Below are 11,704 nucleotides of genomic sequence, written 5' to 3'. Positions count from 1 at the left end.
GGATTCTCCGATCGGCTTGGATAACCTGATCGAATCCGGCTCCCGCAGTGCAAAATGAGCCGACTGGATGGGTGACGCGCGGCACGCGAGCAGGTATAGCAAAATCCGTCCGGCCCACCCATTTGACGCGTGCCGGCCCCGATTTTGCAGCGAAGCGGCCCTGACATGCCTGTGACCATTCTCGATCTCGTCGTCATCGGCGTGGTGTTGATCTCGGCTTTGCTCGCAGCCGTGCGCGGCTTGACGCGCGAAGTGCTGGCGATTGCCTCCTGGGCGGCCGCCGCCGTCGTCGCCTGGATCTTCCATCCGCAGTTGCTGCCGCTGGTGCAGCAGCACATCCCGAACAAGACCGTGGCGCTCGTCGCGGTGATCGCGGCGCTGTTCCTGGGGACGCTGATCGTCGTCTCGCTGATCACGGCGCGGATCTCGGACTTCGTGCTCGATTCGCGCATCGGCGCGCTCGACCGCACGCTCGGCTTCGTCTTCGGCGCCGCCCGCGGCCTGCTGCTCGCCGTCGTCGGCTATCTCTTCTTCACCGCGCTGGTGCCGGAGAAGATGCAGCCGGCCTGGGCACGCGATTCGCGCTCCAAGCCCCTGCTGGAGGAAACCGGCCGCAGCCTGCTCACAATGTTGCCGCAGGATATCGATTCGGAATTCGTGAAGAAGCTGCTGCAGCCGAAGACGCCTGAATCGACCGACGCACCGGCCGAGGAGCCGCGCACGCCGGGCACCAACCCGCCGGCCGGCGGCACCGCCCCTGCCGACCCGCAGCGCCGCACCCAGGCGCCTGCCACCGACCGGCAGGCACTGCAGCGCGTGATCGATACGACTGCCCCGGCCGCCACCGGCGCGACGCCCGCCCCGGCGCAACGCCGGCCCTGATTGGAACCAGAGCCTGGCCTCATCACAAAAACGGCACCCGTTCTTGCGATGACGCCACGCTCTAACAAGTAGTTGGCAGATTATCTCCGTTCGGCCGTCCGCCGAACGGAGAACCTATTGAAGCCGCGATGGAGCCTTGCGATGAGCCTGATCCACGATGCCGACGCCGTGTTCGATCCGAACGCCGACCGTTTGCGCGAGGAGTGCGGCGTCTTCGGCATCTTCGGCCATGAGGACGCCGCCGCGCTGACCGCGCTCGGCCTGCACGCGCTCCAGCACCGTGGCCAGGAGGCGACCGGCATCGTCTCCTTCGACGGCAAGCGCTTCCACACCGAGCGCCAGCTCGGCCTGGTCGGCGACGCCTTCTCCGATGCGAGCGTGATCGAGAAGCTCAAGGGCAAGCAGGCGATCGGCCATGTCCGCTATTCGACCACCGGCGAGACCATCCTGCGCAACGTCCAGCCGCTGTTCTCCGAACTGCATGGCGGCGGTTTCGCGGTGGCGCATAACGGCAACCTGACCAATGGGCTGACGCTGCGCCGCAACCTCGTCCGTGACGGCGCGATCTACCAGTCGACCTCGGACACCGAGGTGCTGCTCCATCTCGTCGCGCGCAGCCGCAAGCCGAAGTTCATCGAGCGCTTCATCGACGCGCTGCGCCAGATCGAGGGCGCCTATGCCTTCGTCGGCATCACCAACAAGAAGCTGGTCGGCGCGCGCGACCCGCTCGGCATCCGCCCGCTCGTGCTCGGCGACCTCAATGGCTGCCCGATCCTGACCTCCGAGACCTGCGCGCTCGACATCATCGGCGCCAAGTTCGTCCGCGAGATCGAGAATGGCGAAGTCATCGTCATCTCCGAGCAGGGCATCGAGAGCCACAAGCCCTTCCCGCCGGTGCCGGAACGGCCCTGCATCTTCGAGTACATCTACTTCGCGCGGCCGGATTCGATCGTGAAGGGCCGCAGCATCTATGAACGCCGCAAGGCGATGGGCGCGCAGCTCGCAGCCGAAGCCCCGGCCGAGGCCGACGTGATCGTGCCGGTGCCGGATTCCGGCGTGCCTGCGGCACTCGGCTACGCCCAGGCGAGCGGTATCCCGTTCGAACTCGGCATCATCCGCAATCACTATGTCGGCCGCACCTTCATCGAGCCGACGCAGAAGGTGCGCGAGCTCGGCGTGCGCCTGAAGCACTCGGCCAATCGCAGCGTGGTCGAGGGCAAGCGCATCGTGCTGGTCGACGATTCGATTGTGCGCGGCACGACCTCGCTGAAAATCGTCAAGATGATGCGCGAGGCCGGCGCCCGCGAGGTGCATTTCCGCATCTCCTCGCCGCCGATCACCCATCCCGACTATTACGGCATCGATACGCCCGACCAGCAGAAGCTGCTCGCCGCGACCCATACGCTCGAGGAGATGCGCCAGTTCGTCGGCGCCGATTCCCTCGCCTTCATCTCGGTCGACGGCCTCTACAAGGCGATGGGCCATGAGCAGCGCGACGCGACCCGGCCGCAGTTCACCGACCATTGCTTCACCGGCGACTATCCGACCTCGCTGACCGATGTCATCGGCGAGAGCGCCAAGCAGCAAATCTCGCTTCTGGCCGCCGGCTGATCCTTTCGACGGAATTTCGATGACCAAGCCTCTGGAAGGGCGCATCGCGCTCGTCACCGGCGCGTCGCGTGGGATTGGCCGCGCCGCTGCGCTCGCCTTTGCTGAGGCAGGGGCTCATGTGATCGCGCTGGCGCGCACCACCGGCGCGCTGGAAGAACTCGACGACGAGATCCGAGCGATCGGCGGCAGCGCGACACTGGTGCCGGCCGACCTCGCCGATGCCGCCGCGATCGAGAAGCTGGGCCCTGCCCTGCTCGAGCGTTGGGGCAGGCTCGACGTCCTGCTTGCCAATGCCGGCATCCTTGGTCCGCTCGCGCCGCTGACCCATGTCAGCACGAAGGAATGGGCCGAGGTCTTCGACATCAATGTCAGCGCCAACTGGCGGCTGCTCAAATCGGTCGAGCCGGCGCTGAAGGCCTCCGAATCCGGCCGCGCGATCTTCGTGTCGTCCGGTGCAGCGCATAAGGGCCTAGCCTATTGGGGACCGTATGCGGTGTCCAAGGCGGCGCTCGAAGCGATGGCGCGCAGCTATGCCGACGAGACCCGGAACACCAATCTGCGGGTCATGCTGGTCAACCCCGGCCCGTTGCGCACCCGGATGCGGGCCCTGGCGATGCCAGGCGAAGACCCGATGACGCTGAAGACGCCCGAAGAGCTGACGCCGCATCTGGTCGCAATCGCTTCGCCGGACTGGAGCGAAACCGGCAAGATCTTCGACTTCCCGCAGGGCAAGCTGCTGACGCCGCAGATGCCAGCGTAGCAACTGCCGTCATTCTCGGCCGGAGCGAAGCGCAGAGCCGAGAATCTCTGGCCGAGAAGAGCGCCTTTCCGTCACGAGATGCTCGGGTCAAGCCCGAGCATGACGCGCCCTTTACGCCGCCCCCGCATACTCCCGCACTACCGCTATCAGATCCGGCACCGTCAGATTCGGCAACGCCGCCATCTCGTCGAGCGAAAACCAGCCGATGCGGACATGCTCATCCGACAGGTTCTCGGCCTCGCCACCTTCCCAGCCCGAGACGACATAGATGTGATGCAGCGCTGCGCCGTTTCGCTCCGGGAAGCGTTCTTCTGCGGATAGCATCAGCCGATAGGTCTGCGGCACCAGCCCGACCTCCTCGCGGCATTCGCGCAACAGCGCCTCGTCGAGCGCTTCGCCCGCCTCGACCCGGCCGCCGATCGCATCCCAATGATCGGCCCAGGCGCGTTTCCAGGACGCGCGCAGGCCGAGCAGCACCCGCCCGTCGGCGCGCAGGAAGAGCGCGCTGACGGTTTCCAGCATCAGCCCTTGCTCTTGTCGTAGGGGTTGCCGCCGCCACGGGTATGGAGCCGCACCGGCGTACCTGGCAGCTCGAAAGCCTCGCGCAGATTATTGGTCAGGTAGCGCATGTAGGACACAGGCAGGTGGTCGAGCTGGTTGCCGAACAGCGCGAAGGTCGGCGGCCGCGCCTTGGCCTGCGTCATATAGCGGATCTTGATGCGCCGGCCGGCGACTGCCGGCGGCGGATGGGCCGAGAGCACGCCTTCGAGCCAGCGATTGATCTTCGCGGTGGAAACGCGGCGGTTCCAGACCTCATAGGAGCGGAAGACCGCCTGCATCAGCCGGTCGATGCCCTCGCCGGCGATGCCGGAGAGCGGCACGATCTCGACGCCGCGGATCTGCGCCAGCAGATGATGTGCCTTCTCCTTGAGCTCGGCGAGCAGGCCCTGCTTGTCGGCGACGAGATCCCATTTGTTCAGGCCGATCACGACGGCGCGGCCTTCGCGCTCGGTCAGGTCGGCCAGGGTCAGGTCCTGCTTTTCGAAGGGGATCGTGGCGTCGAGCAGGACGACCACGACTTCGGCGAAGCGGATGGCACGCAGCGAATCCGCGACGGCGAGCTTTTCAAGCTTCTCGTCGATGCGGGCACGCTTGCGCATTCCGGCGGTGTCGAACAGCTTCACCGGCCGGCCGCGCCATTCCCATTCGACCGAGATGGTGTCGCGGGTGATACCGGCCTCGGGGCCGGTCAGCAGGCGCTCCTCGCCGATCATCTTGTTGACCAGCGTCGACTTGCCGGCGTTGGGGCGGCCGATGATGGTGACGCGCAGCGGCCGGTTGGGATCGACATCCTCGTCGGACGGGGCTTCGGCGGGCACATCGGCCCAAGCCTCCTCCTCGTCCTCCTCCGGCTCGTCGTCGACGTAAGGCGCCAGCGCCTCCAGCAGGTCGGAAGTACCCTCGCCATGTTCGGCCGAGAACGGCACGGGATCCCCGAGGCCAAGCGAATAGGCCTCCATGACGCCGTCCTTGCCCTTGTTCCCCTCGGCCTTGTTGGCGAGCAGGATGACGGGCTTGCCGGAGCGGCGCACCAGGTCGGCAAAAGGCTGGTCCATCGGCGTCAGACCGAGCCTGGCGTCGATCATGAACAGGATGACGTCGGCCTGGTCGATTGCGGTTTCGGTCTGGGCGCGCATGCGGCCCGCGAGCGAATCCTTGTCGGCCTCTTCGAGGCCGGCGGTATCGATCACCGTGAAGCGCAGATGGCCGAGGCTGGCCTCACCCTCCCGGCGATCGCGCGTGACGCCAGGCTGATCGTCGACGAGCGCGAGCTTCTTGCCGACGAGCCGGTTGAACAGGGTCGACTTGCCGACATTGGGCCGGCCGACGATGGCGATGATGGCGCTCATGATCCGTCTTTAATGCAGCATTGGGCCTCGTCCGGAAAGTGGCTCCACTGTCCGGACGAGGCCCAAGCCTGGAGGGCGCCCGCCTCTGGCGGCGGCGCCCAATGTCAGTTCTTGATGGTGACGGGGCCGCCGCGCACCAGCGTCAGATAGAGTTCGACGCGCTGGCGCAGGACCTGCGGCGTCTGCGGGTCGGCGACGACAGCGTCAAACCAGCGTCCGGCATCCTCAAAGAGATTGGCCTTCAGCGCGGCGATGCCGAGGAATTCCCGGGCCGAATGGCGCCACAGCCCGGTCGGCGTCGCCAGCGGTTCGAGCTCCTTGCGCAGTTCGGCATAGGGCAGGGTGTCGACGCGCAGCAGGCCGGCGCGCAGGCGGGCGAGATCGCGATAATACTGGTCGAGCGCGGCATCGCTGGCGACCGCGTCGAAGGCGGTCGCCCCGGCAGCCGCATCGCGCTTGCCGATCTCGGCCGCGAGGCGGAAACGCGAGAGCAGCCGGTAGCCGGCCGGCGCATTGGAGGCGAGCTCGGTCAACGTCGCTTCAGCCGCGCTGGCGTTGTTGTCGCGCGAGGCGCGGACCGCGGTCTCGAACTTCGCGCCGACGGCCTCGGCCTTCTTGCGCTCCTGCTGCTGCCAGAACTGCCAGCCGGCAACGCCGGCCACCGCCAGCACAGCGACGGCGATGAAGACATTGCCATACTTCTTGAAGACGGCCGCCGCCTTGTCGCGGCGAACCTCCTCGTCGATCTCGCGGAAAATATCGGACATGACGCCTCGAATTGATCTTCACGCGCCATCCGCTCGACCCAAATCGGCCGAGCAAACAGAATTCGCGCAAAGCTGAAAAGCTGCGGCATGCCGGGTAGCATCTTTGCCGGCGGAATGCGAGCCGGAACGGACAGAGCGCAGTGTCACTCGACTGCCAGAGACCGTTTAGGCCAGGACATCGTGAAGGGAGGCCTGACGCTCTATGCCGTACACAAGCCCTCCCCCCGCTTGCGGTGGGGAGGGTCGGGTGGGGGGCAGTGCCGCTCGGCACTGGACTGGAAGACGGCCGGACTGGAAGACGGCCCGAGCCCTGCTTTCCCGCCCCCAACCCGACCCTTCCCAACCGCGAGCGGGGGGGACGGGCCAGCCTTTCCAGCGATCGGCTTGATCGCTCCGCCGCGGCATGCAAGCTGCAAGGCTGCTCCATCACGCAGGGGCAAGGAGAGCGCCATGAACCGGATCGCCAGCGGGCTCGGAGCAGCCCTTCTCAGCCTCGCCCCGCTCGGCATTGGCGGTGCGGCAGAGGCAGCACCGACCAAGGTCAAGGTCTTCGTCGCCTCGATGTTCGAGATCGGCGCCAATACCGGCGACCGGGCCGGCGAGTTCCAGCACTGGTATGAGCGCTATTGGCAGAAGAGCCAGCCGCACGAGGTGCGCGGCGCACTGAAGCCGGCCTATTGCAATGACGACGGCGTCTGCGGCGCGGTGCTCGGCATGGGCAAGGTCAACTCGTCCTCCTCGATGCAGGCGATCCTGCTCGATCCAGACTACGACTTCTCGCAGGCCTATTTCGTCATCACCGGCGTCGCCGGCACGCCGCCTTCGCGCGGCACGATTGGCGACGTCTCCTGGGGCACCTGGCTGGTCGACTATGATCTCGGCCATCGCTGGGCGCCGGAGGAGGGCAAGCCGGGCGAGCCGGTGTTCATCCCGCGCAAGGGCTATGAGGAGTACCGGGTCTTCAAGCTCAACCCGACGCTGGTCGGCTGGGCGACGCGGCTCAGTGCCGGGGTCAACCTGCAGGATTCGGAGTCGGCGAAGCAATATCGCCAGCGCTACCCGGACGAGAAGGCGCGCGCGGCGCCCTCCGTCCAGACCGGCACGCATATGACCGGCGACACCTTCTTCCACGGCCCCGGCCTGTCGAAGGAGGCGCAGTACATGGCGAAGCTCTATGGCGCCGACGACTATGTCATCACCGAGATGGAGGCGGCGGCAATCACGCTGGTGATCAAGCGCCAGTTCGGCACCGACCGGATCCTCAGCCTGCGCGGCGCGGTCAATTTCGACCAGGGCAATCCGAACGAGACGACCCAGCAGCATCTCGACCCCGCGCCGGGCCAGACGGCCGGCGGCTTCGCCGAGACCGTCGCCAATGTCGAGGTGGTCGGATCGCGCGTCGTCGATCACATCGTCGGCAATTGGGGCGAATGGCAGAAGGGCGTGCCGCCGCTGCCGGCAAAATAGTCAGGCGGGCGTGTCGGCCCGAAACAGCAGGCTGCCATCGCCATAGGAATAGAAGCGATAGCCCTCGGCGATGGCGTGGGCATAGGCGCGCTTCATCACATCGAGCCCGCTGAAGGCGCTGACCAGCATGAACAGCGTCGAGCGCGGCAGGTGGAAATTGGTCATCAGCAGGTCGACGGCGCGGAAGCGATAGCCCGGCGTGATGAAGATCGCCGTGTCACTCGAGAACGGCTTGATGACGCCATCCTCGCTGGTCGCGCTTTCGAGCAGGCGCAGCGAGGTCGTGCCGACCGCGACGATGCGCCCGCCCGCAGCCTTGACCGCGTTGAGCGCGTCCGCCGTCGCGGCGCTGACCGTGCCCCATTCTGCATGCATGCGATGTTCGTCGGTGTCGTCTGCCTTGACCGGCAGGAAGGTGCCGGCGCCGACATGCAGCGTAACGAAATGGCTGGAGACGCCGCGCTGCTTCAGCGCCGCGAACAGCTCGGGCGTGAAATGCAGGCCGGCCGTCGGCGCAGCGACGGCGCCTTCTTCGCGGGCATAGGTCGTCTGGTAATCGCGGGCGTCGGCCTGGTCGGTGGCACGCTTGCCGGCGATATAGGGTGGCAGCGGCAATTCACCGAGCCGCGCGATCGCCTCGTCGAGATAAGGGCCGGTCAGCGAGAAGCGCAGGCCGATATCGCCGCCCTCCCCCTTGTCCTCGACCTCGGCCTGCAACCGGGCGAGTTCGCAGGCATTGCCGGCGCCGTCGCTGTCGAAGACGATCGTCTCGCCGACATTGAGCTTCTTGGCCGGACGAGCGAAGGCGCGCCAGCGGTCATCCGCCTCGCGCTTGTGCAGCATGATCTCGATGCGGGCCGAGGCTTCGCCGCGATAGCGCCGACCCCAGAGCCTTGAGGGAATGACGCGGGTATCGTTCAGCACCAGGGCATCGCCCGGCTGGAGCAGTTCGACGAGGTCGCGGATGCCGCGATCCTCGAATGGCTCCGGCGCATCGGGGCGGACGACGAGCAGTTTCGCCGCATCGCGCGGGCTCACCGGCCGCAGCGCGATGCGTTCCTCGGGCAGGTCGAAGTCGAAGAGGCCGACGTCCATGGACCGATCCTAAAAAGTCATCCCGGGCCGACCAAGTCGACCCGGGATGACTTTGTTCGCGACGTGTGGGAACGCCTCAGGCGTCCGCCTGAACCTTCAGCGAGACGATGGAGTCGGGATCGCGCACCGGCTCGCCGCGCTTGATCTTGTCGACGTTCTCCATGCCTTCCACGACTTGGCCCCAGGCGGTGTACTGCTTGTCGAGGAAGCGGGCGTCGTCGAAGACGATGAAGAACTGGCTGTTGGCCGAATTCGGATTCTGGGCGCGGGCCATCGAGCAGATGCCGCGGACATGCGGCTCGGCGTTGAACTCCTGGGCGAGGTCCGGATAGCTCGAGCCGCCGGTGCCGGTGCCGTGCGGGCAGCCGACCTGCGCCATGAAGCCGTCGATGACGCGGTGGAAGACGATGCCGTCGTAGAAGCCCTCGCGGGCGAGCAGCTTGATGCGCTCGACATGGTTGGGGGCGAGGTCCGGCCGCAGCTTGATCACCACGCGGCCCTTGGTGGTCTCCATGACGAGGGTGTTCTCGGGATCGAGCGACATCAGACTGATCTTTCGTTGGTCGGCACACGGCCGAAGAAGCGGATGGTAATCGGGCGGCCTGCGATACTCCCTCCGAGCCCCGGCGACAACCTCATCGGCGTGCAATCGCGCACCGCACGCATCAAGGAGTCGCTGAAACGCTCGCGCAAACCGGGCGGCGCGCGCCGCATCTCCCAGGTGACGCGCGGCTGGCCGAAGAGCGTGCCGTCGCGGCGCAAGCTGAAGCGGACACTGGCGCTGGCGCCGCCGCTTTGGGCATCGAGCGCAGGCGGCTTCCAGCAGCGCCGCAGCGCCGGCCCGATCTGGTCGAGCCGGTCGACTGTCGCTTCGCCGAAGCCGATCGTCTCGGGATTGACGGTGCCGATGACGCCGCGATCGACGCCGGGCGTCGGAGACGGTGCCACCGGACGGCGTGCGCCCTCGCCGAACGGGCCGCCGACACCCGGCATGTAGCGCTGGCCCGATTGCGGCGGCAGCACCGGGTTCTGCGAGCCGGACGGCGGTGGCAGGACGGGGTTCTGGAAGCCCGAAGCAGGCGGCAGGCCAAGGTCGCGCGTGTCCTGCGCCTGCGCCGGGCCACTGGCGCAGGCCAGCAGCACAAGCATGAGCGCAGGCACGCGCGAGCGGCGCATCGGATTACTTGGCGTCCGCCAGCAGGCGCATGCGGACGATCTTGTCGGGGCCGCTCACCGAACCGTTGTTGGCGCTGCTGCCCTTCTTGATCTTGCGCACGGCGTCCATGCCCGAGACGACCTCGCCGAACAGGGTGTACTGGCCGGTCAGCGAGCCGCAGCCCTCGAAGCAGATGAAGAACTGCGAATTGGCCGAGTTCGGGCTCTGGGAGCGCGCCATGCCGACTGAGCCGACCTTGTAGGGTGTCGGAGTGAATTCGGCCGGGATGTTCGGCAGGTCGGAACCGCCGGTGCCGTCGCCTTTCGGATCGCCGGTCTGGGCCATGAAGCCGTCGATGACGCGGTGGAAGACGATGCCGTCATAGAAACCGCGCTTGGTCAGCGCCTTGATCTGCTCGACATGCCTGGGCGCGAGGTCCGGCCGCAGGCGGATGGTGACGCGCCCGTCCTTGGTGTCGAGTGCCAGGGTGTTCTGCGGATCGAGATTAGCCGGTGCCGGCGCCTGGGCATTTGCTTGAGACTGGGCCAGGCCGATCGAGGCGGACAGTGCCAGGGCGGCGAGCGTGGTGCGAAGCATCGGAAAACCTCTCCTGACCGCCGGAACGGCCCGGCGCATCTGCCTTTGCGAGGTAGCGGCATCCTATGACTGGAACAAGGCACGGAATCGCGCACGGCGAACAATGTTGCACTGCACAAGAGCAAATTGGAATAATTTTGCAAAAAACTCGATCTCGACCTGCCTAAACAGGTGACAACATTATTGCGATCGGCTAATCACTCTGGCGCTGGGCTCGCCCGACCGTTTTCAGGGCGCCGCGGACCAGGTCTCGGGAGGAACAAACAGCCGTCTGGTATATGAGTGCGCGGGAATAACGGCGCGCCGATACTGCGGTAAAAAAACAGACTTCCAAAGGCAAGGCGCAAGCCTTGCCTTTTGTTTTGGTCTATACGCTAAGCTCTACTGAACACTGTTCAGGCATCGAGCTGGGTCCAGACATACCAGACGATGCAAAAGACGATGCCGGCGAGGATCGTCGTCGCGATCGCCTTCTTGACCAGACCCGGCAGGACTGGAGCACCGGGATCGGTGCCCTTCTCGATGTCGCCGCTTTCCGCCTGGCTGCGCACGCCAAAAGGCAACACGGCGAACAGTACCGTCCACCAGATCACGAAATAGACCGCGAGACCGCCGCCGATCGTCATGACGGCCTGCCCTCGCCAGCCAACGCAATGCATGCGAACGCGACCTTGGCGTCGGTCGGCACGCCGAACCGCGCGGTGTGCCGAGCCGGCAAGCCATTCGGGAAATGCTTCACATATTCAGCATTGCAGGCGGCATAGTCGCCGGGGTCGGTGATCAGCATCGTCATCTGCACGACGCGATCGAGACTGCTGCCGGCCTCGGCCAGGATGGCGGCGACATGCGCCAGCGCCTGCCGCACCTGCTCGGCCGGTGTCTCGCCCCGCAAGACTCCCTTGGCCGGCTCATGAGGAGCCGACTGGCCGGAGACGAAGACGAGGCCGCCCGCCCGCGTCGCGAGGCTGAAGGGGCGCGCCGAGCCGGCTTCCGGCTCGCCGAAGAATGCGATCTCGGAGGTCATGGCTCAGGCCTGTTCCAGCTCGACGAGCGTGCCACAGAAATCCTTGGGGTGCAGGAACAGCACCGGCTTGCCATGGGCGCCAATGCGCGGCTCGCCCGAGCCGAGCACGCGCGCGCCCTGCGCCTTCAGCCGGTCACGCGCCGCGAGGATGTCGTCGACCTCGTAGCAGATGTGGTGGATGCCGCCGTCGGGATTGCGCTCGAGGAATTTGGCGATCGGCGAATCCGCGCCCATCGGCTCCAGCAGTTCGACCTTGGTGTTCGGCAGCTCGACGAAGACCACGGTAACGCCATGCTCAGGCTGCGGCAGCGGCTGCGAGACGCGGGCGCCGAGCGTATCGCGATAGAGCGCGGTCGAGGCGGCAAGATCCTTCACGGCGATGGCGACGTGGTTGAGGCGTCCGATCATTCAAAGACTCCGTTCAGGCGCAGCGTT

General features: G+C 66.4%; 14 protein-coding genes. 4 read left to right on the top strand and 10 right to left on the bottom strand.

Going from position 1 to position 11,704, the window contains the following annotated elements:
- The first annotated feature begins 165 nt into the window (after nt 1–165).
- The 3 genes from GV161_RS24935 to GV161_RS24925 all read left to right on the top strand — a co-directional run bounded on the left by GV161_RS24935 (nt 166) and on the right by GV161_RS24925 (nt 3,253).
- Complete coding sequence (locus GV161_RS24935; protein WP_152014595.1) at nt 166–882, top strand: CvpA family protein; 717 nt, start codon at nt 166–168, stop codon at nt 880–882.
- 141 nt (nt 883–1,023) lie between these two features.
- A complete protein-coding gene (gene purF, locus GV161_RS24930) occupies nt 1,024–2,493 on the top strand; it encodes an amidophosphoribosyltransferase (RefSeq protein WP_152014594.1) in 1,470 nt (489 codons plus the stop codon).
- 19 nt (nt 2,494–2,512) lie between these two features.
- On the top strand, nt 2,513–3,253 hold the full coding sequence (locus GV161_RS24925) for an SDR family NAD(P)-dependent oxidoreductase (RefSeq protein ID WP_152014593.1): 741 nt from the start codon (nt 2,513–2,515) through the stop codon (nt 3,251–3,253).
- Nucleotides 3,254–3,364: 111 nt separating this feature from the next.
- Here the strand turns inward: GV161_RS24925 and GV161_RS24920 are convergent, their stop codons facing one another.
- From GV161_RS24920 to GV161_RS24910, 3 genes are all read right to left on the bottom strand, one after another.
- Entirely contained in the window at nt 3,365–3,775 is a 411-nt protein-coding gene (locus tag GV161_RS24920) for an NUDIX hydrolase (protein WP_152014592.1), read from the bottom strand.
- Nucleotides 3,775–5,163 (bottom strand): ribosome biogenesis GTPase Der, encoded by a 1,389-nt coding sequence (gene der / locus GV161_RS24915; protein WP_152014591.1) that lies wholly within the window; start codon nt 5,161–5,163, stop codon nt 3,775–3,777. The genes GV161_RS24920 and der overlap by 1 nt, the downstream gene beginning before the upstream one ends.
- Nucleotides 5,164–5,267: 104 nt before the next feature.
- A complete protein-coding gene (locus GV161_RS24910; RefSeq protein WP_152014590.1) occupies nt 5,268–5,930 on the bottom strand; it encodes a tetratricopeptide repeat protein in 663 nt (220 codons plus the stop codon).
- Between the two features lie 450 nt (nt 5,931–6,380).
- Here GV161_RS24910 and GV161_RS24905 point away from each other — a divergent pair, with 450 nt between their 5' ends.
- Nucleotides 6,381–7,397 carry a purine nucleoside permease gene (locus GV161_RS24905; protein WP_152014589.1) on the top strand — a complete coding sequence of 339 codons (1,017 nt, stop codon included), beginning with the start codon at nt 6,381–6,383 and terminating at the stop codon, nt 7,395–7,397.
- Here GV161_RS24905 and queA read toward each other — a convergent pair whose 3' ends face one another.
- The 7 genes from queA to mce all read right to left on the bottom strand — a co-directional run bounded on the left by queA (nt 7,398) and on the right by mce (nt 11,677).
- Nucleotides 7,398–8,492, bottom strand: coding sequence for a tRNA preQ1(34) S-adenosylmethionine ribosyltransferase-isomerase QueA (queA, locus tag GV161_RS24900; RefSeq protein ID WP_152014588.1), 1,095 nt, complete (start codon nt 8,490–8,492; stop codon nt 7,398–7,400).
- Nucleotides 8,493–8,568: 76 nt separating this feature from the next.
- The gene (locus tag GV161_RS24895) at nt 8,569–9,036 is read right to left on the bottom strand and encodes a peptidylprolyl isomerase (RefSeq protein WP_152014587.1); all 468 of its coding nucleotides are present in this window, start codon (nt 9,034–9,036) and stop codon (nt 8,569–8,571) included.
- Nucleotides 9,036–9,668 carry a hypothetical protein gene (locus GV161_RS24890; protein ID WP_159741843.1) on the bottom strand — a complete coding sequence of 211 codons (633 nt, stop codon included), beginning with the start codon at nt 9,666–9,668 and terminating at the stop codon, nt 9,036–9,038. Before GV161_RS24890 ends, GV161_RS24895 begins: the two co-directional genes overlap by 1 nt.
- A 4-nt stretch (nt 9,669–9,672) precedes the next feature.
- Nucleotides 9,673–10,245 carry a peptidylprolyl isomerase gene (locus tag GV161_RS24885; protein ID WP_152014585.1) on the bottom strand — a complete coding sequence of 191 codons (573 nt, stop codon included), beginning with the start codon at nt 10,243–10,245 and terminating at the stop codon, nt 9,673–9,675.
- 395 nt (nt 10,246–10,640) lie between these two features.
- Nucleotides 10,641–10,871 (bottom strand): DUF1467 family protein, encoded by a 231-nt coding sequence (locus tag GV161_RS24880; protein WP_152014584.1) that lies wholly within the window; start codon nt 10,869–10,871, stop codon nt 10,641–10,643.
- A complete protein-coding gene (locus tag GV161_RS24875) occupies nt 10,868–11,269 on the bottom strand; it encodes a RidA family protein (protein WP_152014583.1) in 402 nt (133 codons plus the stop codon). Before GV161_RS24875 ends, GV161_RS24880 begins: the two co-directional genes overlap by 4 nt.
- A gap of 3 nt (nt 11,270–11,272) precedes the next feature.
- Nucleotides 11,273–11,677, bottom strand: coding sequence for a methylmalonyl-CoA epimerase (gene mce / locus GV161_RS24870; protein ID WP_091829432.1), 405 nt, complete (start codon nt 11,675–11,677; stop codon nt 11,273–11,275).
- Nucleotides 11,678–11,704 lie beyond the last annotated feature (27 nt).

It is taken from the genome of Bosea sp. 29B, from assembly GCF_902506165.1.
GTDB lineage: Bacteria > Pseudomonadota > Alphaproteobacteria > Rhizobiales > Beijerinckiaceae > Allobosea.
The sequence above is the reverse complement of the archived record's forward strand: the minus strand, read 5'-3'. Positions and strand labels throughout refer to the sequence as shown.